This window comes from Conexibacter sp. JCM 18997, assembly GCF_055391915.1.
This window is the reverse complement of sequence record NZ_AP043885.1, coordinates 3,408,134-3,430,535: the sequence shown is the minus strand read 5'-3', so window position 1 is coordinate 3,430,535 and position 22,402 is coordinate 3,408,134. Positions and strand designations below refer to the sequence as shown.

29 protein-coding genes are annotated in these 22,402 nt (G+C 70.4%); 11 read left to right on the top strand and 18 right to left on the bottom strand.

Annotated features, from left to right (window positions below):
• The first annotated feature begins 1 nt into the window (after position 1).
• The gene (locus ACZ5UI_RS17395; protein WP_464189168.1) at positions 2–154 is read left to right on the top strand and encodes a hypothetical protein; all 153 of its coding nucleotides are present in this window, start codon (positions 2–4) and stop codon (positions 152–154) included.
• Here the strand turns inward: ACZ5UI_RS17395 and ACZ5UI_RS17390 are convergent.
• The 4 genes from ACZ5UI_RS17390 to ACZ5UI_RS17375 form a co-directional block, all read right to left on the bottom strand.
• Positions 122–496, bottom strand: coding sequence for an NYN domain-containing protein (locus tag ACZ5UI_RS17390; protein WP_464197838.1), 375 nt, complete (start codon positions 494–496; stop codon positions 122–124). The genes ACZ5UI_RS17395 and ACZ5UI_RS17390 overlap by 33 nt on opposite strands.
• Before the next feature lie 8 nt (positions 497–504).
• Positions 505–696: a hypothetical protein gene (locus ACZ5UI_RS17385; protein ID WP_464189166.1), complete on the bottom strand. Its 192-nt coding sequence runs from the start codon at positions 694–696 to the stop codon at positions 505–507.
• Positions 697–712: 16 nt separating this feature from the next.
• A complete protein-coding gene (locus tag ACZ5UI_RS17380) occupies positions 713–1,501 on the bottom strand; it encodes a hypothetical protein (protein WP_464189164.1) in 789 nt (262 codons plus the stop codon).
• Positions 1,502–1,572: 71 nt separating this feature from the next.
• Positions 1,573–2,397, bottom strand: a complete 825-nt coding sequence (locus ACZ5UI_RS17375) for an alpha/beta fold hydrolase (protein WP_464189162.1) — start codon at positions 2,395–2,397, stop codon at positions 1,573–1,575.
• Positions 2,398–2,501: 104 nt separating this feature from the next.
• Here ACZ5UI_RS17375 and ACZ5UI_RS17370 point away from each other — a divergent pair, with 104 nt between their 5' ends.
• A complete protein-coding gene (locus ACZ5UI_RS17370) occupies positions 2,502–3,203 on the top strand; it encodes a crotonase/enoyl-CoA hydratase family protein (RefSeq protein ID WP_464189159.1) in 702 nt (233 codons plus the stop codon).
• A 3-nt stretch (positions 3,204–3,206) separates the two neighbouring features.
• Here the strand turns inward: ACZ5UI_RS17370 and ACZ5UI_RS17365 are convergent, their stop codons facing one another.
• From ACZ5UI_RS17365 to ACZ5UI_RS17355, 3 genes are all read right to left on the bottom strand, one after another.
• Positions 3,207–3,950 (bottom strand): SDR family oxidoreductase, encoded by a 744-nt coding sequence (locus ACZ5UI_RS17365; protein WP_464189157.1) that lies wholly within the window; start codon positions 3,948–3,950, stop codon positions 3,207–3,209.
• An 87-nt stretch (positions 3,951–4,037) separates the two neighbouring features.
• Positions 4,038–4,907 carry an LLM class flavin-dependent oxidoreductase gene (locus ACZ5UI_RS17360; protein WP_464189155.1) on the bottom strand — a complete coding sequence of 290 codons (870 nt, stop codon included), beginning with the start codon at positions 4,905–4,907 and terminating at the stop codon, positions 4,038–4,040.
• Positions 4,908–4,924: 17 nt separating this feature from the next.
• A complete protein-coding gene (locus ACZ5UI_RS17355; protein WP_464189153.1) occupies positions 4,925–5,476 on the bottom strand; it encodes a hypothetical protein in 552 nt (183 codons plus the stop codon).
• Between ACZ5UI_RS17355 and ACZ5UI_RS17350 the strand changes: the two genes are divergently transcribed.
• The 3 genes from ACZ5UI_RS17350 to ACZ5UI_RS17340 are packed head-to-tail and all read left to right on the top strand — an operon-like array spanning position 5,475 to position 6,676.
• On the top strand, positions 5,475–6,086 hold the full coding sequence (locus tag ACZ5UI_RS17350; protein WP_464189151.1) for an RHS repeat domain-containing protein: 612 nt from the start codon (positions 5,475–5,477) through the stop codon (positions 6,084–6,086). The genes ACZ5UI_RS17355 and ACZ5UI_RS17350 overlap by 2 nt on opposite strands.
• Positions 6,076–6,450, top strand: coding sequence for a hypothetical protein (locus ACZ5UI_RS17345; protein WP_464189148.1), 375 nt, complete (start codon positions 6,076–6,078; stop codon positions 6,448–6,450). The genes ACZ5UI_RS17350 and ACZ5UI_RS17345 overlap by 11 nt, the downstream gene beginning before the upstream one ends.
• Before the next feature lie 10 nt (positions 6,451–6,460).
• Positions 6,461–6,676 carry a hypothetical protein gene (locus ACZ5UI_RS17340; protein WP_464189146.1) on the top strand — a complete coding sequence of 72 codons (216 nt, stop codon included), beginning with the start codon at positions 6,461–6,463 and terminating at the stop codon, positions 6,674–6,676.
• 362 nt (positions 6,677–7,038) lie between these two features.
• Here the strand turns inward: ACZ5UI_RS17340 and ACZ5UI_RS17335 are convergent, their stop codons facing one another.
• From ACZ5UI_RS17335 to ACZ5UI_RS17320, 4 genes are all read right to left on the bottom strand, one after another.
• The gene (locus tag ACZ5UI_RS17335; RefSeq protein ID WP_464189144.1) at positions 7,039–7,332 is read right to left on the bottom strand and encodes a hypothetical protein; all 294 of its coding nucleotides are present in this window, start codon (positions 7,330–7,332) and stop codon (positions 7,039–7,041) included.
• Between the two features lie 15 nt (positions 7,333–7,347).
• Positions 7,348–7,785, bottom strand: coding sequence for a hypothetical protein (locus ACZ5UI_RS17330; RefSeq protein WP_464189142.1), 438 nt, complete (start codon positions 7,783–7,785; stop codon positions 7,348–7,350).
• A 133-nt stretch (positions 7,786–7,918) separates the two neighbouring features.
• Positions 7,919–8,497: a hypothetical protein gene (locus tag ACZ5UI_RS17325; protein WP_464189140.1), complete on the bottom strand. Its 579-nt coding sequence runs from the start codon at positions 8,495–8,497 to the stop codon at positions 7,919–7,921.
• Between the two features lie 206 nt (positions 8,498–8,703).
• On the bottom strand, positions 8,704–8,982 hold the full coding sequence (locus tag ACZ5UI_RS17320) for a hypothetical protein (RefSeq protein ID WP_464189138.1): 279 nt from the start codon (positions 8,980–8,982) through the stop codon (positions 8,704–8,706).
• Positions 8,983–9,019: 37 nt separating this feature from the next.
• Between ACZ5UI_RS17320 and ACZ5UI_RS17315 the strand changes: the two genes are divergently transcribed.
• The gene (locus tag ACZ5UI_RS17315; RefSeq protein WP_464189136.1) at positions 9,020–9,748 is read left to right on the top strand and encodes an RHS repeat-associated core domain-containing protein; all 729 of its coding nucleotides are present in this window, start codon (positions 9,020–9,022) and stop codon (positions 9,746–9,748) included.
• A 41-nt stretch (positions 9,749–9,789) separates the two neighbouring features.
• A complete protein-coding gene (locus tag ACZ5UI_RS17310; protein ID WP_464189133.1) occupies positions 9,790–10,089 on the top strand; it encodes a hypothetical protein in 300 nt (99 codons plus the stop codon).
• A gap of 286 nt (positions 10,090–10,375) precedes the next feature.
• On the opposite strand, the gene ACZ5UI_RS17305 is transcribed toward ACZ5UI_RS17310, so the two are convergent.
• Complete coding sequence (locus tag ACZ5UI_RS17305) at positions 10,376–10,702, bottom strand: hypothetical protein (protein ID WP_464189131.1); 327 nt, start codon at positions 10,700–10,702, stop codon at positions 10,376–10,378.
• A 70-nt stretch (positions 10,703–10,772) separates the two neighbouring features.
• Between ACZ5UI_RS17305 and ACZ5UI_RS17300 the strand changes: the two genes are divergently transcribed.
• Both ACZ5UI_RS17300 and ACZ5UI_RS17295 read left to right on the top strand, forming a co-directional pair.
• Complete coding sequence (locus ACZ5UI_RS17300; RefSeq protein ID WP_464189129.1) at positions 10,773–11,333, top strand: type IV toxin-antitoxin system AbiEi family antitoxin domain-containing protein; 561 nt, start codon at positions 10,773–10,775, stop codon at positions 11,331–11,333.
• 5 nt (positions 11,334–11,338) lie between these two features.
• Positions 11,339–12,277, top strand: coding sequence for a nucleotidyl transferase AbiEii/AbiGii toxin family protein (locus tag ACZ5UI_RS17295; protein ID WP_464189127.1), 939 nt, complete (start codon positions 11,339–11,341; stop codon positions 12,275–12,277).
• Between the two features lie 210 nt (positions 12,278–12,487).
• On the opposite strand, the gene ACZ5UI_RS17290 is transcribed toward ACZ5UI_RS17295, so the two are convergent.
• The 3 genes from ACZ5UI_RS17290 to tmk all read right to left on the bottom strand — a co-directional run bounded on the left by ACZ5UI_RS17290 (position 12,488) and on the right by tmk (position 16,597).
• Positions 12,488–15,379, bottom strand: a complete 2,892-nt coding sequence (locus ACZ5UI_RS17290; protein WP_464189125.1) for a vitamin B12-dependent ribonucleotide reductase — start codon at positions 15,377–15,379, stop codon at positions 12,488–12,490.
• A gap of 221 nt (positions 15,380–15,600) precedes the next feature.
• On the bottom strand, positions 15,601–15,996 hold the full coding sequence (locus tag ACZ5UI_RS17285) for a hypothetical protein (protein ID WP_464189122.1): 396 nt from the start codon (positions 15,994–15,996) through the stop codon (positions 15,601–15,603).
• Between the two features lie 10 nt (positions 15,997–16,006).
• Positions 16,007–16,597 carry a dTMP kinase gene (tmk, locus tag ACZ5UI_RS17280; RefSeq protein ID WP_464189120.1) on the bottom strand — a complete coding sequence of 197 codons (591 nt, stop codon included), beginning with the start codon at positions 16,595–16,597 and terminating at the stop codon, positions 16,007–16,009.
• Positions 16,598–16,626: 29 nt separating this feature from the next.
• On the opposite strand from tmk, the gene ACZ5UI_RS17275 reads away from it, so the two are divergent.
• Positions 16,627–17,733: a DNA polymerase III subunit gene (locus ACZ5UI_RS17275; protein ID WP_464189118.1), complete on the top strand. Its 1,107-nt coding sequence runs from the start codon at positions 16,627–16,629 to the stop codon at positions 17,731–17,733.
• Here the strand turns inward: ACZ5UI_RS17275 and ACZ5UI_RS17270 are convergent.
• Positions 17,709–19,292: an acyl-CoA synthetase gene (locus ACZ5UI_RS17270; RefSeq protein ID WP_464189116.1), complete on the bottom strand. Its 1,584-nt coding sequence runs from the start codon at positions 19,290–19,292 to the stop codon at positions 17,709–17,711. The genes ACZ5UI_RS17275 and ACZ5UI_RS17270 overlap by 25 nt on opposite strands.
• Positions 19,293–19,334: 42 nt before the next feature.
• Between ACZ5UI_RS17270 and ACZ5UI_RS17265 the strand changes: the two genes are divergently transcribed.
• Positions 19,335–20,675 carry an FAD-binding oxidoreductase gene (locus tag ACZ5UI_RS17265; protein WP_464189114.1) on the top strand — a complete coding sequence of 447 codons (1,341 nt, stop codon included), beginning with the start codon at positions 19,335–19,337 and terminating at the stop codon, positions 20,673–20,675.
• A 1-nt stretch (position 20,676) separates the two neighbouring features.
• Here the strand turns inward: ACZ5UI_RS17265 and ACZ5UI_RS17260 are convergent, their stop codons facing one another.
• Positions 20,677–21,492: an undecaprenyl-diphosphate phosphatase gene (locus tag ACZ5UI_RS17260; RefSeq protein ID WP_464189112.1), complete on the bottom strand. Its 816-nt coding sequence runs from the start codon at positions 21,490–21,492 to the stop codon at positions 20,677–20,679.
• A gap of 12 nt (positions 21,493–21,504) precedes the next feature.
• Positions 21,505–22,380: a PHP domain-containing protein gene (locus ACZ5UI_RS17255; protein ID WP_464189110.1), complete on the bottom strand. Its 876-nt coding sequence runs from the start codon at positions 22,378–22,380 to the stop codon at positions 21,505–21,507.
• Between the last annotated feature and the right edge of the window lie 22 nt (positions 22,381–22,402).

The window sequence follows — 22,402 nt, the reverse complement described above, 5'->3', positions numbered from 1 at the left end:
CGTGGTCGCGCACGTGGCCGGGGTGCCGCTGGAGGAGCTGCTGCCGTCGCTGGGCGGCGCGAGTGCGGGCCTGCTCATGGTCCGCACCTGGCTGGCGGTCCACCTGCGCCGCCGCCGGTCCTCAGAGCGCGTCGAGCTCGGCCCGAAACGCTGACGCCGGCGAGACCGCGGCGCCGGCCGCGCTGGCCAGATCGGACAGGACGTGGTCGGAGGTGACGACCCGCGTCTGGGACAGGTCGGCCAGCGCGTGCAGGCGCCGCACGATCTCGTCGTCGGCGCTGTTGGCCCGCGCCCGCGGCGCGTAGGCGATCTCCACCAGCGTCGAGCGGATCGGCGGCGAGGGCTTGCTCTCGAAGACCACCGTCACGTCCTCGCCGGTGGCCGCCACCCAGCGCTCCAGCTGCTCGACCAGCCGCAGCATCGCGGCATGCCGGTCGCGCCACCAGCCGTCCGGGCGGGTCCCGATCACGTTCATGCCGTCGACGAACCGGTGCATGCCGGCGGTCACATGCCCGTCTGGTAGCGGTCGCGCATGCGCTGGTCGGCCTCCAGGTGGCCGACGCGCTGCTCGACGCTGTCGACGACCTGGGCCAGCGCGATCAGCTGCGGGCGCAACGCGGCCAGCGCGTCCGGCCAGGACGGCTGCTGCGCGATGGCGTCCAGCGACTCGGTCAGTCCCTGCTCGATCGGTCCCATGGCCCGACGCTACCGGTCAGGCCAGCGGGCGGGTGGCCCGCTCCAGCAGGCGACCGGCTCGGGGCATGTGCGCGGTGCGCCACACGCCGCGCTGCTCCGGCGGCCACGCGTAGATCGGGCTCCCGTCCTGCACGAGCCCGAGCAGGCGCGGCTCGTCCAACGCGGTGGCCGACCACTCGTACAGGCGCTGCAGCCGCGGCACGATCACGGCGTAGTCGAGCATCCGACCCAGGCGCTGCTCGTCGGCGATGTAGCGGTCGACGTCGCGCACCAGCGGGTAGCGGTCGGGCAGGACGCGGTGCAACGAGAGGAAGGCGCCGGCCATCCCCAGGCGCGGATCCCCGAGCACGCGTCCGAACGGCGCGAACCGGCCCAGAGCCAGGCGCGGCGCGCCGGCCAGCGCGTGCGCGTAGAGGACCCGCACGAGCGCGACGTTCATGAAGAAGCGCTCGGGTGCGCTCTCGGACTCGGCCACCGATTGGTGCTCGAGGTAGCCGGCGACGACGCTCGCGTTGTGCGCGGCGTACCAGTTGGCGGCGGTCGGCCGGTCGGCGAAGGCCAGCCAGCGATCGACGGCGGGCGCCGATGGCGGGCCGGGCGCGCCGCCGAGCAGCGCGATCGTCTCGCAGCCGTCGCGCAGCAGCCCCTCGTTGACCGACCGCCACCACCGGCTGCCCGGTGGTGAGGCGTGCAGCGGCTCGAGCAGGCCGCGGCGCTGCTGCCAGCGCATGAACGACAGCGCCGCGCGCCGGTAGGGCAGGTGCCGCGGCGCGCGGCCGGTCGGCCCGCGGAACACGCGCGCCATCAGCGCAAGCCGCGCCGCCGGGTCGTCCCGGACGGCGGCGACCTGCGCCGCGGCGGACGTGCGCGCGTCGGTCAGGACTTCAGGAACTCCAGAAGGTCGGCGTTGATCGTCGGGGCCTCGGTCGTCGGCATCCCGTGCGGGAAGTTCGGGTACGACTTGAGCGTCCCGTTCTGGACGAGCTCGGCCGACAGCGGACCCGAGTCGGCGTAGGGCACGATCTGGTCGTCCTCGCCGTGCATGACCAGCACCGGCACCGTGATCTTCTTGAGGTCCTCGGTGAAGTCGGTCTGCGAGAAGGCGACGATGCCGTCGTAGTGCGCCTTGGCGCCACCCATCATGCCCTGGCGCCACCAGTTCTCCACGATCGCCTCGGAGAACTCGCGGTCGTCGCGGTTGAAGCCGTAGAACGGGCCGGAGGGCAGCGCCCGGTAGAACTCCGAGCGGCTGGCGGCCAGCTGCGCCTGGAGGTCGTCGAACACGCTCTTGGGCAGGCCGCCGGGGTTGGCCTCGGTCTGCACCATGATCGGCGGCACCGCGCTGATCAGCACGGCCTTGGCCACGCGGTCCTCGCCGTAGGTGCCGATGTAGTGCGCGACCTCGCCGCCGCCGGTGGAGTGGCCGACGTGGACCGCGTCGCGCAGGTCGAGGTGCTCGACCACCGCGCGCAGGTCCGCGGCGTAGTGGTCCATGTCGTGGCCGTCGCTGACCTGCGTGGACCGGCCGTGGCCCCGGCGATCGTGCGCGATCACGCGGTAGCCCTCGCTGAGGAAGAACAGCATCTGGGCGTCCCAGTCGTCGGCGGACAGCGGCCAGCCGTGGCTGAAGACGATCGGCTGTCCCGAGCCCCAGTCCTTGAAGTAGATCTCGACGCCGTCGTCGGTGGTGATGGTGGGCATGTCGGTGAACCTACGGCCTGGGCCTAAGCCTCGCATGTGTCATCTGACCGTCGTCGTCGCGCGTCGCCTCCGTGACTCGCCCGACCTGCTTGAATCGCCGCGCCATGAGCTCTCCCGTCACGTACGCCGATGGCCGCATCGTCCTCGACGACGGCAAGGTCAACGCCTTCTCGATCCCCACCCTGCGCGCGCTGCACGGCGCGCTCGACGAGGCCGAGGGCACCGGCTCCGGGCCGCTGGTCATCACCGGCCGCGACGGCTGCTTCTCGGCCGGCTTCGACCTGAAGGTCTTCCAGTCCGGCGACGGCGAGGCGGTCATCGAGATGCTGGCCATGGGCGCTGCGCTGTGGGAGCGCCTGCTCGCGTTCCCGCGCCCGGTCGTCGTCGCCGCCACCGGTCACGCGATGGCCGCCGGCGCCTTCGTCCTGCTCGCCGCCGACGTGCGCATCGGCGTCGACGGCCCGTTCCGGGTCGGGCTCAACGAGGTGGCGATCGGCCTGACCGTGCCCTGGGCCGGGATGGCGCTGGCCGAGTACCGCCTGGCCCAGCCGCACCTGCAGCAGGCGCTGTTGGGGGCGACGCTGTACGCGCCCGCCGACGCCGTGACGGTCGGCTACCTCGATCGGGCGGTGCCCGCCGAGCAGCTCGAGGCCGAGACCGCCGGGGTGGTCGAGCAGCTCGCGGCGCTCAACGCGGACGCCTTCGCCGGGACCAAGGCGCGCCTGCACCGCGACGTGATCGAGGCGGTGCGCACCGGCGCCGAGCGCACGACGGGCGAGCTGCGCGCGGTCGTCGACGCGGCCTGACGTCTACGGCGCCGCGGCGTGCCCGGCGGTCTCCCCGCCGTCCACGATGAACTCCGCCCCCGTCGAGTACGACGCGTCGTCGCTGGCCAGGTAGACGGTCAGCCGCGCGACCTCGACCGGCTCGCCGACGCGGTTCAGCGCGAACCCGGAGACGTCGAACTGGGTCTCGTCCTCGCCGACCATCGGGGTGCGGATCAGCCCGGGGTGGATCGAGTTGACGCGGATGCCGTACCGGCCCAGGTCCAGCGCGGCGGCCTTCGTCAGCCCGCGCACGCCGAACTTCGCAGCCACGTAGGCCGGCGCGGCCGGATAGCCGCGCAGCCCGACCGCCGAGGACACGTTGATGATCGACCCGCCGCCGGCCTCTCGCAACGCGGGGATCGCGGCCCGCATCCCGTTGAACACGCCGGTCAGGTTGACGGCCAGGACCGCGTCCCAGTCGGCCTTCGAGTGCTCCTCGATCGGGGCGTTGCGCAGGATGCCCGCGTTGTTGACCAGCACGTTCAGGCGCCCGTAGGCGGCGGTCGTCGCGGCCACCGCCGCATCCCAGTCCGCTTCGCTGGTCACGTCGAGGTGGACGTACGTGACGCTCGATCCCAGCTCCGCCGCCAGCGCCCGGCCCGCCTCATCCAGGACGTCGCCGATGACCACCCGCGCGCCGGCGCGGACCATCTCCCGCGCGGTCGCGGCGCCCATCCCCCGAGACCCACCGGAGATCAGCGCGACCTTCTCCTCCAGACCTGACACGACTTCCTCTCCTCGCCGAACAACGCAGGATCTCGTATCAAATCGTAATCGAGGATCGGTGCGCAGTTTCGAGGCGGGCGGGTGGCGCTACTCCGGCGGCCCTTGGCGGATGAGGCCCCGCGCCTGCTCGATCGACGCGTCGTCGGGCATCTGCTCCAGCCACCAGGTGAGGCCGAGGGTGGCGTAGGCGCCCGGGTCGGACGCGCTGGGCACGCCGCGCGTGCGCCCGCAGGTGACCAGGTCGTAGCCGTCGGGCACGCGGGTGGCGTCGGCGCCGAAGGTCAGCTGGACGGCGTGGGCGAGCTCATCCGGTGAGAGGGGCGGACCGGCCCAGTCGCTGGCCACGGGAAACAGGCCCTCCAGCGTCGCGGCGCGGGCGAACGGCTTGCGCGGCTGCCGCCGCCCGGGGTCGCGTTGGATCCGCGCTCCGGCCCAGAACGGGATGGCCTGCGGCGGTCGAGGTGTGAAGGCCGGGCTGGCGACGACCAGCGCGCCGAGCACGGCCTCGCGATCCGGCGGCCGGGTCCAGCGCACCGGGTCCGGGCTGGACAGGAGCTCGCGCACGATCTCCAGGCCGTCGTCCAGCGCCGCGCCGCGCTCCTGGTCGGACTGCAACTCGGAGCTGAACGCCCGATAGTCGGCCGGCACCCCGAGGCCGACGCTGGCCACGATCCGGCCCGGGGCGAGCGCGGCCAGCGACGCCAGCTCGCGCGCGACCTTCCACGGCCGCCGGCGGGCCAGCGGCGTGAGGAGCGCGCCGGTCGCCAGGCGCTCGGTGCGCGCGGCGATGGCCGCCAGCGTGATCTGCGGGTCGGCCGCTGCCGCGTCGGCGTCGAGCAGGTGGTCCCAGATGAAGAAGCCGTCCCAGCCGCTGGCCTCGGCCTCGAGCGCCAGGTCGAGCAGGCGGTCGGGGGAGCCGAAGTCCCACAGGTTGGGGACGTAGATGCCGTAGCGCACGCCTCCAGTGTCGCGGGTCAGAGCGACTGCAGGATGCGGGCGCGCTGCTCGGCGTGCTCGGCCGCGGTGATCGTGCCCGCGGCGCGCATCGCGTCGACCTGGGCAAGCCGGTCGGCCACCGTCGCGGGGGTGGCGGAGGCGGAGGCGGAGGCGGTGAGCGAGGACAGAAGCGCGGCCATGTCGGTCGGCGTGGCCATCCGCGTGGCACGCGTCCCGTAGATCGAGGGCGGCGGCGCCTCGCCCTCGGTCCACTGGCCGGCGGGCTTCTGCATGTCCGCGTCGTAGCGCGGGTCACCCTTGAGGTCGAACGCCGCCTTGTGGGTGCGCGGGTTGTAGCGGACCTTCAGCAGATCGCCGCGCTTGGGCGCCCAGAACAGCGTGAACGCCTCCTTGATGTGCGTCTGGAACGGCGCCTCGTCCGCCGGCTGAACCTCGACGGTGTACTTGCGGGTCAGGAAGGCATCCGGCTGCTGCATCGCCGAGACGGTCACGTCGAGCACGCGCGCGTCGGCCTGCGTGCCGTGCTTGAGCAGGCACCGGCGGAACGGGTTGAGGTCGATGTCATCCATGAGCCGAACCTACGTCTCGGCCGGACGCCAGTCAGTGCCGATCCAGTCCCAACGTCCGGGTCCGCCAACGCAAGTGCCCGCGTTGTTGTATTTGGCCGCGAAGGTCGGTGCGCTGGATTTTCACGATTGTTCGCCCGTCCACCTTGGGGCGGGCGACTTCAATAGCGGCAAGCTCGATGAGTCAGCCCGGCTCACCCATCACAACCGGGTCAGCTCGAGCACCGACCCCAACAACCACACCACGAGCTACGGCTACGACCCGGCGGGCAACCTCATCGAGATCACCCCACCAATCGTGTCGAGTGGCCCGCAGATCAACAAGACCACGATCGGGTACACGACCTCCATCAGTCGGATCTCCAGCGTCACCGACGGCAACTCACTTCGGCTACCGCTGGTACATGCTCGAGATCGGCCCTTGGACTCAACAGGTCCCGTTCAGCATGTCATCGATCTCAAGCGGCAATCGGTTCGGCTATGTCGGGGCGACCCGATCAACTTCACTGACCGATCGGGTCTCAAGCGCAGCGCCTGCATCAGTGGTGAGGCGGCATTTGCTGTTGATGACGCTGCCCATAAGGTGTCCAAGGCAGTCAGCGATGTCTTCTGACGCCGGCAACGAAGAGAAGTTCATCTCAAGTCCGCTATTCGGGGCGATTGCCTTCCTTCCGTTCGCAGTCTTGCTGGTCGGTATCGGCCTCGGCCTCTTGGTGTTGATCGCCGCCCCGGACGATGATGGGGGAGATTCGTCGGCGATCGGAGGCGTAGTGATCGTCGGCGTCTTGGCAGTTGCCATGGTGGCTGGTCTGTACTCGACCTGGCAATGCTGGAAAGACGCCACGATCCGTTCGAAACGAGATCCCGCAATTGCCCACTGGCGCAGCCAACTCTGGCTCTGGCCGATGTTCGCGGCGCCGGTGTACTGGCTGGAGGTAGTCCGCCCCGACTCTAAGAACGCGAAGACCAGTCCATAGGCGTGCGCTGATGCTGATCGCAGGCTTCGCACTAATCCTCGTGGCTGTCGGAACCGCGCTCATGGGCGTCCTGGCGGGGAACTGGACCGGCTCGGCTAACAGCACAATGAGATATGCGATCTTCGTCGTCAACGAACTCGGTGCAGTGGTGTGTTTGATCGTCGGGGCCGTACTTGTTCACGTCTCACGTCGGAAAGGGCCGGCGGGCCAGGGCGTCGCTGAGTAGGTCCCTCGCGATGACGGCTTGGGAGACCATGACTTGCCGATCAGCTCGGTCCACGCTCAGTCTCCGTCGATCCCAGCCTGGCTCAGTAGTAGACAGGCCTGGATTGCACGGCCATTCTGGCCCTTGCTGGCGTCCGGGCGGAAGACCCGGACGGCGTTGGTCTGGTAGAGCGTCTTGCCTGGCGCGTCGCCGCAGTTTGGCGCTGCAGTCGCGCGGGCGCCGTGAGCCATAACATCGCGACGGCGCTGAGGCAAGAGGTCGCCGTTACAACCGGGCGGACCACGCATCGGAGATTTCCCATACGGAGCCCCAGAGGTCCGCCTCGCGCAGTGACGGGGCCGGGTTGGATCGCGTTGTCCGCGTCAGCCACCTTCGGCAACACCCACGATGACGAAGTACACGAGGAGGTACGTCGCAACGCTCGCGCCGGTCAGCAGCAGGGACCTCGCCGGATACGGCGAGCGGCTCGCCGAAGTAAGTCCTGCGGCACCTAGTGCAAGCCCAGATAACGCCGTAGCGACGCCCGCGAGAGCCGGAAGACCCGACGTCGCGCCAGCGGTGACCGCGAACACCGCGCCGACCAGCAAGATGCCCGCAAGCACCGCAAGTGCTGCAACGAGCATCGCTATTGCGCGGACACCTTGGCGCTCATTCATCGGTGGCCGGCTCGATCAACACTTCAGGTGCCCCTCCAACGCGCCGTTGGTGGGCGCCGGCAGTCGCTCTCCGGGCGAGACCTTGGGCCGGTCGTGTCCAACCGTACGAAGGAAACGCCCCTGCTTCAGCGCGGCGCGCGTGGACTGGGCGAACAGCACGATCGTGACGCGCCCTGTGTAGATCTCGACCCGCCCATCGAGGATCGCGGCGGGAGCGCCGCGTACGCGGATGCGACGCTGCGGCGTCGTCGCAACGCTCGATGCGTTGCGTTCGCAGGCCGGCCAGGTCTGAACTTGCACTCCGATCGTGCAGGCATCGCATGTGTCGTACCGAGCGAACCAGAAGTTTGCCCGGACGGGCTCGCCGCGTGCGGGGTGCCTGTCGCAGGTACGGCCCGTTGCCTCGAGAGGCTTGCCTGCGGCGTCGGGTCCCAGGAAGTAGCGAGGGAACACTTGCGCTCGATCCGATCCGCACGCTGGCACGGTCGCGGGCGAAGTCGCCTCAGTTGGACCAGCCAGCACTAGAACGAGCGCGGTCGCGCAGGTAGTCAGCGCGGCGGTGCGTCTCAGCGCTGTGAGCGCGCAGTTACGGGGCCGTCGCGCCACGTTCGACCCGGATGAGTACGCCGTTGCCGTTGCTCCCCGCGAATTGCCCGTCGCACTGCTTCACCTGCTGCGTGTTACCAAAGTAATCGTCCTCGACGGGGTGCCGGCTGTGGCCGAGGTAGGCCTGGCGCATGCGTCGCCGGGCCAGGTCAAAGCCACTGGCCTGGCTCGAGGTGGTCGCATCGACCGCGTGCGAACCGGTGCCCGGTCCAGTGCCACAGTCGTTGTCGTTGTTCTGGCCGTCTCCCCACACCCAGTGCTCCTTGTGTGGCGTGGTGGACGCATAGAAGTTCTGGTTGGAATACCGGTTTCCTCGCAGGTCCCACATCCGCAGGTGGTAGCGGTCGTTCCCGAATCCGCTCGTCGAGGCGAGATCTGTATCTCCTGGATTCTCGACGCACCCATGGTCGGTCTTTGAATCCTGACGGAAGATGTTGTCCGTGTTGTGCCGCGTCCATCCGACATGACGAGTGATGTCGCCCAGAACGTCGCTCTGGAAAGGCCCGCCTCGGTCGTAGCCGGCCAGCCAGCGGTGCGTGGCGGCGGTTCCCCAGAACACGACCCCGATTGGGTCAGTCAATGCGCTTCGGGCGCTTCGACGGCCCCGGCGACCGGGGCGGGCAGGTTGCCGCTCGCGACGGTGACCACGGAGGGGCTCAGCGGTGGATCGGATGGCTCGACGCGCAATGCGTTGACGACGTCAGCGAGCTCCGTCGGGGTTCGGGCGAAGATGACGACCGTCGAACTGCCGGTGTAGACCTCGAGTCATAGTTCGTCGTCGAACTCGATGATGGGTACCCCGCGAGCCTGGCTTCCGAGCGCGGGAATCGGTCCGAGCAGGTCGGTCGCCAAACCGACTGTCAGGTCGGCGTAGCTTCGTTCGCACGCCGGCCAAGTTTGGATTTCGACTGGCGGGACGCAGGCCGAGCCATCGATGTCGGGGTCGACGTCGCAGGAACCGTAGATGTACGAAACGTAGTTGGCCCGGACGGATTCGCAGGCGTACGGCGCGTCGCACCGTCGAATCAGGGGCAGCACGGTCACCAACAGCTACAGCTACGTCGGTTCCCGTCGCGACACCATGACCGACGAGAACGGCGACGTTTGGACCGACGGCTACTGGCCCAACACCGATCGACTGAAGGTCGCCGCGAAGCACGCCGGCAGCCCGACCGGCCTGATCACGAAGTCGTACACATACACGTACGATAACGCCGGCAACATCACCCAGCGCGATGAGAAGACCGGCGGCACGACGGTCACCACCACCTACACCTACAACGAGGACAACGTCCTGCTCACCGACAGCTACACCACAGACGGCGCCGGGCAGCTAACCGGTGGCCCGGGTGGCCTATCGCTGAGCTACAACGCGCTGCAGCAGACCACTAGCGTCACGCCGGCCAGCGGAAGCGCCACCGCGCTTGGGTACGCCGGAGGCAACCAGGTCGAGCAGACCACCGACGGCACGACCACGCTGCAGAACTCGATCCTCGGCATCAGCCGGGCCATCGCCGCCTCCACCACCTACTACACGCGAGACAATCGCGGAGTACTCGTGGCCCAGCGGCGCTCCGGCAACAAGTGGTTCTACACCTACGACGGCCGAGGCAACGTCCGCGCCGTGACCAGTTCGGTCAACGGCAACAACTCGCAGTCCTACACCTACGACCCCTACGGCCAGACGACAGCAAGCGGCAGCTCCGCCAACGCGTTCCGATACCAGGGCGGATACACGTCCGCCACTGGGCTGACGCACTTCGGCTACCGCTGGTACAGCTCGGGCGTTGGACGCAGGAGGACCCGCTGAGCCACGCTGGCGATATTTCTCAGGGTGATCGTTTCACCTATGTGGGCGGAGACCCGATCAACCGCAGCGATCCGTCCGGTGAGGACTTCCTCGGTCTCGGCAGCACGTACAAGAAGATCAAGGGTGACATTGAGGCGGGGCTCGACACCGCCAGCGATGCCGCTACGGCCGCGGCACTACTCGGGTGTGCGGGCGGCGCGTATCTTGGACTACGTGTCGATGCGCCCGCCGAGGGATGCATCGCTGTCGGAGGGGCGGCGGCCACGGCCGGTGCCGTCGGTGGCTTCGGCTACGGCTACAGCAAGCACCGAGTCGAGTGCAGCGCGAAGGGGACGTGCTGAGGTGTCACGGCCCCAGAGGGTCCGCATGATGCTGCTCGGAGTCGTCATCGGCTTGTTGACGGTTGTCGCATACTGGGCGCTCGGAGATCCCTCGTCTCTCGTATTCGTCGGCGCGTCTTGCGTGCTGGCGCTGGTGATACTCGCCGCGGGCTACATCCGCCGCCGACGGGCGCAATAACGGCCCGTCCTGACGGTTCGAAGGGCGAGAGTGCGCACTGTGTGAGCCGGGGTGGATTCGACGGAGACCGTGATCTGACCCTGTTGCGGTGGAGTCGCAACGCTGGAATCAGGCGGTGTGGTTGGTGTCGTTAGTGATTGTGACGGAGGGCTCGGAGTCGTCGCCGTTTGGGATGGTCGCGCGGTCCGTCCTTGCGGCTCCCGTGGTGGTCGTGGCCGCGTTGGCCTGAAGCCATGCCGTCTCGATCTCGTCGGGGGTGCGCATCCCGAGCGCGGAGTGTCGGCGCCGCGGGTTGTGCCAGAGCTCGATGTAGTCGTGGATCGCGGTGGCGAGCTCGATGGCAAGGACGGGTTCGGCCGAGATGGCGCATGGTCGGGATGCTTGCTGGTCCCAGCGCGATGACGTGGCTGCGCTCGAGCGCAGATAATTCCGCAAAAAGCGGAAGAATATGCGAGCGCTGTCCGTGAGATGTAGATTTTTCCGCAAAAAGCGGTAGTATCTGCGTATGCCCGGCAAGCGCTACAACGAGCTGTATGAGCTGGCCACAGAGCAGTACGGCTACGTCACGACCGCTGACGCGCACGAACTCGGCATCGACGTCCGCCGCCTCAACGATCTGGAACGCCGCGGTCAGGCTGAGCACCCGGCCAGCGGCCTGTACCGCATCAACGCGATCCCGGTCACCAAGTGGGACCCGTACATGGCGGCCGCTCTGTGGCACCACGGCCTGGGCGTCATCTCGCACGAGACCGCGCTGGACCTCTATGACGTCAGCATCATCAACCCGGCCAAGATCCACGTCACGATCCCGCGCAAGCCGCGCCTCACGCGCACGCCCCCGCCCGGGTACGTCGTGCACAAGGACGCGCTGGACCCCAAGGACGTGACCCGCATGGAAGGCGTGCCGATCACCACGCTGGAGAAGACCATCCTCCAGTGCGCTGACGCGCACGTGCGCCCCGACATCCTACGCACCGCCATTGAGGACGGCTGGGCCGCCGGCTACCTCAGGCGCGAGCAGGCCGAAACGCTGCGCGACCGGCTCGGCTTCCCCCCGGCCACCTAGGCAGCATGAGCCCCGACGCCTCCCAGCCGCCGGCCAAACCCGTCAAGACCCCCAAGACCCGCAGCCGGCTTGAGCAGCTCGTCAGCCTGCAAGCGACCGCGACCGGACAGGCCCAGAACCGGCTGCGCAACTGGATCTCCTTCATGGTCTTCGCTGGCGCCATCGAACGCGCCGCCCTCAAGGACGGCAGCCCGGCCTTCTGGTTCAAGGGCGGGCTGACCATGGAAGCCCGCTTCCCCGGGCCAGCGCGTGCCACTCGCGACGTCGACGCGATGTTCCGCGTCAGCGCCTCAGCCCTGGACGGCGACGGCAACCCGCGCCGCCACGACGACGGAACCCCGATCATCGGCGTCGACGACGAGGCGCTGCGCGCCGTCTTGGACGCCGCGCTCGCCGACGAGTACCACGGCTTCACGTTCCAGGCCGAGGAACCCCAGCAGGTGATGGACACCGTCTACCGCGCCGCGCGCATCAAGCTGTTCTTCGCCGGGCGCAACTGGGGCAGCGTCAAGCTGGAGATCTCCCCGCCCGAAGGCAGCGCCCAGAAGCCCGACCAGGTCCCCGCGCTCCCGCTCGACTTCGCCGGCTTGCAAGGCCCCCGGACGCTGCCCTGCCTGCCCGTGCGCTACCAGATCGCCCAGAAGCTCCACGCCGTCACCGAACGCTTCGACCACCGCGAGAACGACCGCGAACGCGACCTGATCGACCTCATCCTGCTGCGCGAGATCGTTGACGACATCCCCGCCGTCCGCGACGCATGCGTCGAGATCTTCACCGGCCGCCGCAAGCACGCATGGCCGCCCACGCTGACCGCCGAGCCGGGCTGGTACGAACGCTACCGCGCCGCAGCCGCCGAGATCGGCCTCCCCATCACCGACCTCGACGAAGCCATCACCGAGGTCCGCGACTTCATCCGCGAGATCGCCGCGGCCGGCGGCGGCTAACCGCGCGGCGCGGGGCACTCTTAGTTTCGTGGCCAGCCACTCCCATTCAGCGGCCCGACAGGTCTCAATTCGTTGGCCGCGGTGGGGCGGCGACAATCAGGAAGGGCCCCGCTTGGCGGGGCCCTTCCTGGTCCTACTACGACTCCCGATCATGGGAGTCGGTGACATCTCGTGGCCAAACCGGTGCCATCCGGACGACCACTCAGATCATCAGCCGCAGCCGGTGTTGTTGCCGCAGCTCGAGCACGTGTAGCACGAGCCGGTCCGCTGCATCATGCCGCCGCACTGGTTGCAGGCGGGCCCGAGGTCGAGGCCCATCATGCGGGCGGGGACGACCGGTGGGGTCTGCGTCATGGCCGAGGCGGCCGGGGTGGGCGTCGCGGCGGGCAGGGTCGGCTTGGGCGCCGGGGTCGGGATGACGGCCTTGGCCGTCGCGCCGTTGGCCGGGCTGGCCGTGTCCGAGCTCATGCTGGTCGCCGTGTCCTGGGCGATCTTCCGCGACCGGACGGCCGGGGTCATGATCCCCAGCTCCTCCTGCAGGTCGGCGTCGCAGAAGCGCGAGGCCAGCCAGCGCATGATGTAGTCGGGCATCGACTTGGCGAACGGGATCTCCGGGTTCTGGGTGATCCCTTCCGGCTCGAAGCGCATGTAGGCGAACTTCTCGACCAGCGTCTCGAGCGGCACGCCGTACTGCAGCGCGATGGAGATCGCCGTGGCGAAGGAGTTCATCATCCCTCGCAGCGTCGAGCCCTCCTTGCCGATGTCGGTCAGGAAGATCTCGCCGACCGTGCCGTCCTCGTACATGCCGGCGGTGATGTAGCCCTCGTGGCCGCCGACGTTGAACTTGTGCGTGATCGACTGACGCTCACGCGGCATCTTGCGCCTGGCCGGGCCCATCTTCGAGCGCACATCGCTGACCGCGACGGCGACCGCCTCGTCCAGCTGCTCCTGCGTGTAGCCCTCGACGATCGTGACCGGCGTGTCCTTGCCCATCTGCGCGTCGGTGCGCAGCGCCTGCGCGGTCTTGGAGCCGTCGCGGTAGATGGCCAGCGCCTTGATGCCCAGCCGCCACGCCTGGGTGTAGGCGTCGGTGATGTCCTCGGCCGTCACCTCGTTGGGCATGTTCACGGTCTTGGAGATCGCGCCCGAGATGAAGGGCTGGACCGCGCCCATCATCTTGATGTGGCCCATGTGCGAGATGGCCCGCGCGCCGACGGCCACGTCGAAGATCGACAGGTGCTCGTCGGCCAGCCCGGGGGCGTCGACGATCGTGCCGTTCTCGTTGATGTGGGCCTCGATCTGCTCGATCTGCTCGGGCGTGTAGCCGAGCGTCTCCAGCGCCATCGGGATCGTCTGGTTGACGATCGTCATCTGGCCGCCGCCGACCAGCTCCTTGTACTTGACCAGCGAGAAGTCCGGCTCCACGCCGGTCGTGTCGCAGTCCATCAGGAAGGAGATCGTGCCGGTCGGGGCCAGCACCGTGGCCTGCGCGTTGCGGTAGCCGTGCAGCTCGCCGGCCGCGACCGCCTCGTCCCACGAGCGGCGGGCCGCGTCCAGGAGGTCGCTGTCGGAGCAGAAGCGGTCCGGGATCGCGTAGGACGCGTCACGGTGCATCCGCATGACCGCGTTGTGCGGCTCGCGGTTCTCCTCGTACTTCTCGTAGGGCCCGATGGCCCCGGCGATGCGTGCCGAGCCCAGGTAGGCCCGGCCCGTCATCAGCGCGGTGATGGCGGCGGCGGTCCCGCGACCCTCGTCGGAGTCGTAGGGCATGCCGTTGCTCATCAGGAACGCGCCCAGGTTGGCGTAGCCCAGGCCGAGCTGGCGGAACGCGCGAGCGTTGGCGCCGATCTCCTCGGTCGGGTAGCTGGACGGCCCGACGATGATCTCCTGGGCCAGGAAGACGATGTCGACGGCGTGCTCGTAGCTGGCCACGTCGAACGAGCCGTCCGGGCGACGGAACTTCATCAGGTTCAGCGAGGCCAGGTTGCAGGCCGAGTCGTCGACGTGCATGTACTCCGAGCACGGGTTGCTCGCGTTGATGCGCCCCGAGTTCGGGCACGTGTGCCACTGGTTGATCGTCGTGTCGTACTGGACGCCCGGATCGGCGCAGCGCCAGGCGGCGTCGGCGATCGCGTTCATGACCTCGCGGGCGGGCAGCGTCTCGACGACCTCACCGGTGACGCGAGCGATCGTGTCCCAGTCGTCGTCGGACGCGACGGCCTGCATGAACGCCTCGGTCACGCGCACCGAGTTGTTGGCGTTCTGGTACTGGATCGAGGTGAAGCCGTCACCGTCGATCGACATGTCGAAGCCGGCCCGGGCCAGCGCCTCGGCCTTGTCCTCTTCCTTGGCCTTGCACTGGATGAAGTCGATGATGTCCGGGTGGTCGACGTCGAGGACGACCATCTTGGCCGCACGCCGGGTCTTGCCGCCCGACTTGATCGTGCCCGCCCAGGAGTCGGCGCCACGCATGAAGGACACCGGGCCCGAGGCGGTTCCGCCCTTGGACAGCGGCTCCTTGGACGAGCGGATGCGGGACAGGTTGATGCCCGAGCCCGAGCCGCCGCGGAAGATCTTGCCCTCGCGGGTGTTCCAGTCGAGGATCGACTCCATCGTGTCCTCGACGGACAGGATGAAGCAGGCCGAGCACTGCGGCTGCTCCTCGAACCCGACGTTGAACCAGACGGGGCTGTTGAAGGCCGCCATCTGGTGCAGCAGGATGAACGTCAGCTCGCTCTCGAAGGCGTCGCCGTCCTCGGGCGTGGCGAAGTAGCCGCGCGAACGGCCCCAGTCGGCGATCGTGCCGGCGACGCGGGAGATCATCTGCTTGACCGAGCGCTCGCGGGTCGGCGAGTTGAGCTGCCCGCGGAAGTACTTCTGGGAGACGATGTTCGTCGCGTTCTGCGACCACGAGGACGGGAACTCGACGTCGGGCTGCTCGAACGCGACGCGGTCGCCGTGCCCGATCCGCGCGTCGCGGATCTCCCAATCGACGGTGTCGAACGGGTGCACGTCTGGCGTCGTGAAGAGGCGCCGGACGTGCAGCGCTTCACTGGCCGTGAAATCGGTGGCGAGTGGGGTCTGGGCGCTGATGTCCGTCATGCTGCTGCCTCCCGGAAAAGTGGGTCGAATGCGGGGAAATTCCCCTCCTGCCGCGGGTGAAGGGGTGTCTTCGGTGATGGGAAGACGGGGTCGTGAAGCGTCCTCTTCGGATCGGACGGAATCACGGACCTGGGGGGCTCTGCGCGAGACCACCCCGCATCCACCGCATATTTTAGCTCGCCGGGCTGCACAAACCCGGTCTTGAACCGGTTCGGAACGGGTCAGCGGTGGCGGGGCGAGAACCAGTCGCGAAACTGGGCCCAGGTGGCGCCGAAGCGGTAGCCGGCCTCGCCGACCGAGTGACGCAGCTGGGGCAGCCAGCCGGGCTCCCAGGCGGTCAGGCGCAGCAGCGCCCAGGCCAGGAAGGCGACCACGGCGAGGGCCAGCGCGACGAGCAGGCCGACGGCCAGCGGGGTCGGGCCGACGTCGTCCTCGGTCGGCCCGGGCGCGTTGATCTCGACCTGGGTGACGGGCTGCGTCGTGGTGGTGGCCGGAGCGGTCGACGTCACGGGCGGGACGCCCGTGGTGGCGACCGGCGCGGGCGTCGTCGCCGTCTGCGCAGCGGCCACGGCCGGCGCACACGCCAGCACCAGGACGCACAGCAGGGCGGCTCGCATCGCCCGGAAACTAGCCGAGTGCAGCCAGAGCATCGGCCAGCAGCGCGTCCGGGGGGCGCGAGGCATCGAGCACGACCCACCGCGCCGGCTCGGCCGCGGCCAGCGCGTCGTAGGCCGCCGCGATCGTCGCGAAGAAGTCCTGGCCCTCGGCCTCGAGCCGGTCGACCGGCTCGCCCCGCGCGCCCGCCCGCATCCGGGCCACCGCCGGGTCCAGCCGCAGCAGCAGCGTGCGATCGGCCACCAGGCCGCCGGTGCCGAAGTCGTTGATCGCCCGCACGGCCTCGACGCCCAGCGCCCGACCCGCGCCCTGGTAGGCCAGCGAGGAGTCGACGAAGCGGTCCAGCAGCACCAGCCGCCCGGCGGCCAGCTGCGGCGCGACGGCCTCCTCGACCAGCTGCGCCCGCGCCGCCGCGTAGAGCAGCGCCTCGGCCCGCGCGCCCACGCGCAGCCCCGGGTCCTTGACCACCGCGCGCACGCGCTCGGCCAGCGCCACGCCGCCCGGCTCGCGCAGCAGCACCGCATCGGGCAGCGCCGCGGCCAACCCGGCGGCCAGCGTCGACTTGCCCGCCCCGTCGATGCCCTCGATCGTGATCAGCGCCATCGGCGGGCAACCATACGATGAAGGCCGTCATGCTGCCCGGCCTCGAGGACCATCCCCACGCGCGCGCCGTCCTCACCGCGGCGCTGCCGCCCGAGGGTCACCCCAGCCACGCCTACCTGTTCCACGGCCCGGCGGGCAGCGGCAAGCGCGAGGTGGCCCGCGAGCTGGCCGCCGTGCTGCTGGCCGAGGGCGCTCCCGACCCACGCGAGGCCAGCGCCCGCGTGACGTCCGGCGCGCACCCCGACCTGACCTGGGTCACGCCCAGCGGCGCCGCCGAGATGCTCGTCTCCGACATCGACGAGCCGGTCGTCGCCGCGGCCACGCGCACGCCGTTCGAGTCGCGCCGGCGGGTGTTCGTGATCGAGCGCGCCGACACGATGAACGACAAGTCGGCCAACCGGATGCTCAAGACGCTCGAGGAGCCGCCGCCCTTCGCGCACCTGATCCTGCTCACCGACCGCCTCGGCGAGGTGCTGCCGACGATCGTCTCGCGCTGCCAGGTCGTGCGCTTCGACGCGCGCCCGCCCGCCGCGCTGGCCCAGAAGCTCACGCGGCACGGCATCCCCGACGCGACCGCGCAGGCCTGCGCCCGCCTGGCCCTGGGCGATGGCGACCGTGCGCTCGCCCTGGCCGTGGCCAACGGCCCCGCGATCCGCGACGGCGCCGAGAGGTTCGTGCGCGCGGCCCTCAACGACGACCTGATCGCCACGAAGCCCTGGGCGGCGCTGCTGGCCCAGGCCAAGGCGGCCGGCGAGCAGGCCGCCGCCGAGATCGAGGGGCGCACGCAGGCCGACCTGGAGGTGACGGCCAAGCGCGACCGCAAGCGCGTCGAGCGCGAGGGCGGCGAGCAGGGCAAGCGCGCCGCCCGCCGGGCCTCGACCTCGACGTTGGACCTGGGGCTGCAGCTCAGCGGCCTCTACCTGCGCGACCTGGCCTGCGTGGCCGACGGCGTCCCCGAGGTCGTCCACAACGTCGATCGCCAGGACCGCTTGGCGCAGGACGCGCGCGGCCGCGATCCCCAGCGCCTGCGCACGGGCGTCGACATCGTCGACGACACGCGCTTCCGCCTGCAGCTCAACGCGACCGAGGAGCTGGCGCTGGAAGCGCTGGCCTACCGGCTCGCGGACGCGCTGTAGCGATCGCGCAGCTCGCGCTTGAGGATCTTGCCGCTCGGGTTCTTGGGCAGCGCGTCGACGACCTCCACGCGCTTGGGCGTCTTGAACCCGGCCAGCCGTCCCCGGCAGAACGCGATCAGCTCGTCGCCGCTGACCGACGCGCCCGCGCGCAGCACGACGGCCGCCGTGACCGCCTCGATCCAGCGGTCGTCGGGCAGCCCGAACACGGCCACCTCGGCCACGTCGGGGTGCGCGTACAGCGCCTCCTCGACCTCGCGCGAGGCGACGTTCTCGCCACCCGTCTTGATCATGTCCTTCTTGCGGTCCACGACGCTCAGGTAGCCGTCGGCGTCGAACACGCCCAGGTCGCCGGAGTGAAACCAGCCGTCGCGGAAGGCCTCGGCGGTCTTGGCCTCGTCCTCCCAGTAGCCCAGCGTCGCGTGGGGCGAGCGGTGGACGATCTCGCCGACCTGGCCCGGCGCCGCCTCGACGCCGTCGTCATCGACCACGCGGGTCTGCACGAACAGCCCCGGCCGGCCCGCGGAGCCCGCGCGCGACTCCTGCTCGTCGGGGCGCAGGATCGTGGCCAGCGGCGCCATCTCCGTCTGCCCGTAGAAGTTCCACAGCGCGACCTCGGGCAGGCGCGAACGCAGCTCGCGCAGCACCTCGACGGGCATCGGCGACGCGCCGTAGTAGCCCTTGCGCAGCGTCGAGAGGTCGGCGTCGTCGAAGCCCGGATGGCGCAGCAGGCCGATCCACACGGTGGGCGGCGCGAACAGCTTCGTCGCGCCTTCGCGCTCGATCGCCGCGATCAGCGCCGCCGGATCGGGCCCGGGCAGCACCACGCTGGTGGCGCCGAGCATCAGGTCGGGCCCCAGGAAGCAGTCCAGCTGCGCGCAGTGGTAGAGCGGCAGCGAGTGCACGTCGATGTCGTCGGGCGTCATCGAGCCGTCGATCGCGCACGAGCAGTACTGGGCGATCAGCGAGCGCGAGGTGAGGATCGCGCCCTTGGGCCGCGACTCGGTCCCGCTGGTGTACATCAGGCGCAGCGGGTCGTCGTCGCCGACCAGCACGTCGACCGGCGCGGCGTCGTCCCAGCGCGTCCACGAGCGCACGTCCTCCCAGCCATCGGGCGCGTCCTGCCCGCCCAGCGCGATCCACCCACGCACGCGGGGCGCGTCCAGCCCGGCCTGCGCCATCGCCTCCACCGCCACGTCCGCCAGCGCGTCCTCGACCACGATGCCGACCGCGCCGCTGTGGCCGAGCACGAACGCCACCTCGCCCGCGGAGAGCATGAAGTTGACCGGCACGAGGATCACGCCCAGCCGCGCGGTGGCCTGGGAGAGCACGACGAACTGCCAGTCGTTGTGGCACAGCAGCGCGAGCCGGTCGCCGTGACCCAGCCCGCGGGTCGACAGGGCGTTGGCGGTGCGGTCGACCGTCTCGTCGAGCTGGGCGAAGGTCAGGCGCACGTCGCCGCTGACCAGGGCGAGCTTGTCGGGGTCGCGCCGGGCGCTGCGGCGCAGCAGATCGCCCAGGGCCTGCGAGCGGGCGACGGAGACGGACGAGGGCGAGGGCATTCCCGGAAGCTACGCCTTCGCCGATCGCAGAGAATGCCGCCCATGGACCAGGCCACCCTTCCCCAGATCACGCGTCCCGACGACGAGGGCTACGACGCCGGCCGCAGCGGCTTCAACCTGATGAACGACCTGCGGCCCTGGGGCCTGGCCTCGCCGACCACCGTCGAGGAGGTCCGCGCGCTGATCGCCTACGCCGCCGAGCACGACCTGGCCATCGCGGCATGGGCCACCGGTCACCTGGCCGGCGCGCTGCCCGACCTGTCGCGCACGCTGCTGATCAAGCCGCTGATCGAGGGCGGCGTGCGGATCGATCCCGACGCGCGCACCGCGCGGATTCCGGCGGGCACCCAGTGGGGCCCGGTGGTCGAGGCGGCGGCCGAGCACGGGCTGATCGGCCTGCACGGCTCCTCGCCCACGGTCGGCGTCGTCGGCTACCTGCTGGCCGGCGGCGCGAGCTTCTACGGCCGGCGCTACGGCGTGGCCGCCAACCACGTCCGGGCCATCGAGATCGTCGGCGCCGACGGCCAGCCCCGGCGCGTCGACGCCGCCAGCGACCCCGACCTGTTCTGGGCGCTGCGCGGGGGCGGCGGCACGTTCGGCGTGGTCACGGCCATCGAGATCGCGCTGTTCGAGGCGGCCACCGTCTACGCGGGCACGCTGTTCTACGCGGTCAGCGACGCCCCGGCGGTCATGCGCGCCTGGCGTGCGTTCTGCCAGACCGCGCCGCCGGAGATCTCCACCAGCTTCCGCATCCTCACGCTGCCGCCGCTGCCCGACGTGCCCGAGCCGCTGCGCGGCGTGCCCCACGCGGCGATCGACGGCGTGCTGCTCGGCGACGCGGCGACCGGCCAGGAGCTGCTGGCTCCGCTGCGGGCGGCCGCGCCGGTGGTGCTCGACGGGTTCGCCGAGATGCCCGCCGCGGCCGCCGCGCGCGTGCACGGCGACCCGGAGGTCCCGGTGCCCGGCCTGTCCACCAACGGCATGATCGACCACCTCGACGACGCGGCGATCGACGCGTTCCTGGGCGCGGCGGGCGAGGGCTCGGGCAGCACGCTGCTGGCCGCCGAGCTGCGCCAGCTGGGCGGCGCGCTGGCCGTCGCGCCCGCGGATGCCGGCGCGTGCGGTGAGCTGGGGGACGGGTACGTCCTGTTCGGCGTCGGCGTGCCGATGGGGCCAAACACGCCCGAGGCGGTCCGCGCCTCCTGCGACGGGCTGTACGAGGCCATGCGCCCGTGGCTGGGCGAGCGCGACTACCTGGGCTTCGCCGAGCAGGGCGGCAGCGCCGACCAGTGCTTCGCGCCCGACGTGTACGCGCGCCTGGTGGCGATCCGCGAGCGCGTGGACCCCGACCGCCGCTTCGTGGCCACGCACTCCATCGGCTGACCTACGAGATCGATCCGGCGGCGGTCAGCGCCAGGACGACGGCGCCGAGCACGATCCGGTAGACGATGAACACCGTCAGGTTGTGCGTGGTCAGGTAGCGCAGCAGCCAGGCGATCGCCGCGTAGCCGGTGACGAAGGCCAGCACAGTGGCCACCAGGGTCGGGGCCAGCCCGACGGAGCCCTCGCCGCCGATGTGGCGCGCCTCGAACAGGCCGCTGAGCACGACCGCGGGCACGGACAGCAGGAACGAGTAGCGCGCGGCGGCGGCGCGGTCGAACCCGCGCAGCAGGCCGGCCGAGATCGTCGCCCCCGAGCGCGACACGCCGGGGATCAGGGCCAGCGCCTGGGCCAGGCCGATCCACAGGCCGTCGCGCGCGTTGAGGTGCTCGATCGGACGCGCGCGCGAGCCGATCCGGTCGGCGATCAGCATCACGAACGAGAACGCGATCAGCACCGAGCCGATCAGGTACAGCGAGCGCGCGCCGTCCTCGATCTGGTTGCTGAAGGCCAGGCCGATGATGGCGATCGGGATCGTGCCCAGGATGATGAACCAGCCCATGTTGGCGTCCGTGCTGCGCTGGCGGTAGGGCAGGCGCAGCTCGGTCACCCAGGCGCGCGCGATGTTCCACAGATCGGCGCGGAAGTACAGGAGCACCGCCGCCATGGTGCCCAGCTGGATGACCGCGGTGAACGCGGTGCCCGGGTCCTCCCAGCCGGCCAGGGCGGGGACGATGCGCAGATGTCCGCTCGAGGAGATCGGCAGGAACTCGGTCAGCCCCTGCACGATCCCGAGGACGATGGCCTCGAAGATGCTCACAGCGCAGGAACGCTAGCGGGCGTCTATGAGACCGAGGCGGGGCGTGCGATCGGCCAGGTCGAAGGCCCGGAACTTCGAGAAATGCCGGTGCTCGGGGCCGTGGAAGTCGGCGCTGCCGGTGGTCAGCAGGTCGAGCTCCACCGCGCGGTCGTAGACCAGCTGCGTCTGCGCGGGGGTGTGCGTCGTGTAGAAGGCCTCGACGCCGTCCAGCCCGTAGCCCGCGTAGCGATCCAGCGTGGCGATCACCGCGTCGGGGTCCTTGATGTCCCAGAACGGATGCGCCCAGACGGCGACGCCGCCGGCCGCGTGGATCACGCCGATCGCCTCCTCGACGGTGGGCATCGTGCGCCCGGAGAACGCCGGCGTGCCCTCGATCAGGTAGGCCACGAGCACGGCGGGCGGGTCGGTCAGCTCCTCGGCGGCCAGGCGCTCCTGGTTGGCCGGATGGGCGAACACGGCGGCGGCGATGTGCGGGCGGCCGATCGGCTTGCCCGAGGCGGCGCGCTTCTGGATGCCCGACTCCTCCAGCTCCCAGCCCAGCTCGCGCAGCTTGGCGATCATCCGGTCCGAGCGCCCGTCGCGGTCGGCGCGGTAGGCGGTCAGCCGCTCCAGCAGCGCCTCGTCGTGATGGTCGATCCCGTAGCCGAGCACGTGGATGTCGGGATGCGCGCCGTCGGGCGCGGAGATCTCCACGGCGGGCACGAGCGTGATGCCGTGCTGGCGCGCGGCCGCCTGGGCCTCGTCGACGCCGGCGACGGTGTCATGATCGCTCAGCGCGAGGAGCTCGACGCCGGCGGCGGCGGCCAGCGCGACGACGTGCGCGGGCGGCAGGTCGCCGTCGGAGTGCGTCGAATGGGATTGCAGGTCGAAAGTGGGGGCGTCGGCCATGGTCGCCAGCCTGACAGGTGGC

Bases quoted from the DNA above. Each gene is read 5' to 3' on its own strand.
- ACZ5UI_RS17290 (WP_464189125.1), bottom strand. From the start codon at position 15,379: ATGACGGACATCAGCGCCCAGACCCCACTCGCCACCGATTTCACGGCC.
- ACZ5UI_RS17380 (WP_464189164.1), bottom strand. From the start codon at position 1,501: ATGGCGCGCGTGTTCCGCGGGCCGACCGGCCGCGCGCCGCGGCACCTG.
- ACZ5UI_RS17345 (WP_464189148.1), top strand. From the start codon at position 6,076: ATGTCTTCTGACGCCGGCAACGAAGAGAAGTTCATCTCAAGTCCGCTA.
- ACZ5UI_RS17335 (WP_464189144.1), bottom strand. From the start codon at position 7,332: ATGAATGAGCGCCAAGGTGTCCGCGCAATAGCGATGCTCGTTGCAGCA.
- ACZ5UI_RS17295 (WP_464189127.1), top strand. From the start codon at position 11,339: ATGAGCCCCGACGCCTCCCAGCCGCCGGCCAAACCCGTCAAGACCCCC.
- ACZ5UI_RS17275 (WP_464189118.1), top strand. From the start codon at position 16,627: ATGCTGCCCGGCCTCGAGGACCATCCCCACGCGCGCGCCGTCCTCACC.
- ACZ5UI_RS17300 (WP_464189129.1), top strand. From the start codon at position 10,773: ATGCCCGGCAAGCGCTACAACGAGCTGTATGAGCTGGCCACAGAGCAG.
- ACZ5UI_RS17255 (WP_464189110.1), bottom strand. From the start codon at position 22,380: ATGGCCGACGCCCCCACTTTCGACCTGCAATCCCATTCGACGCACTCC.
- ACZ5UI_RS17385 (WP_464189166.1), bottom strand. From the start codon at position 696: ATGGGACCGATCGAGCAGGGACTGACCGAGTCGCTGGACGCCATCGCG.
- ACZ5UI_RS17340 (WP_464189146.1), top strand. From the start codon at position 6,461: ATGCTGATCGCAGGCTTCGCACTAATCCTCGTGGCTGTCGGAACCGCG.
- ACZ5UI_RS17270 (WP_464189116.1), bottom strand. From the start codon at position 19,292: ATGCCCTCGCCCTCGTCCGTCTCCGTCGCCCGCTCGCAGGCCCTGGGC.
- ACZ5UI_RS17390 (WP_464197838.1), bottom strand. From the start codon at position 496: ATGCACCGGTTCGTCGACGGCATGAACGTGATCGGGACCCGCCCGGAC.
- ACZ5UI_RS17370 (WP_464189159.1), top strand. From the start codon at position 2,502: ATGAGCTCTCCCGTCACGTACGCCGATGGCCGCATCGTCCTCGACGAC.
- ACZ5UI_RS17355 (WP_464189153.1), bottom strand. From the start codon at position 5,476: ATGGATGACATCGACCTCAACCCGTTCCGCCGGTGCCTGCTCAAGCAC.
- ACZ5UI_RS17265 (WP_464189114.1), top strand. From the start codon at position 19,335: ATGGACCAGGCCACCCTTCCCCAGATCACGCGTCCCGACGACGAGGGC.
- ACZ5UI_RS17315 (WP_464189136.1), top strand. From the start codon at position 9,020: ATGACCGACGAGAACGGCGACGTTTGGACCGACGGCTACTGGCCCAAC.
- tmk (WP_464189120.1), bottom strand. From the start codon at position 16,597: ATGGCGCTGATCACGATCGAGGGCATCGACGGGGCGGGCAAGTCGACG.
- ACZ5UI_RS17285 (WP_464189122.1), bottom strand. From the start codon at position 15,996: ATGCGAGCCGCCCTGCTGTGCGTCCTGGTGCTGGCGTGTGCGCCGGCC.
- ACZ5UI_RS17375 (WP_464189162.1), bottom strand. From the start codon at position 2,397: ATGCCCACCATCACCACCGACGACGGCGTCGAGATCTACTTCAAGGAC.
- ACZ5UI_RS17350 (WP_464189151.1), top strand. From the start codon at position 5,475: ATGAGCCGAACCTACGTCTCGGCCGGACGCCAGTCAGTGCCGATCCAG.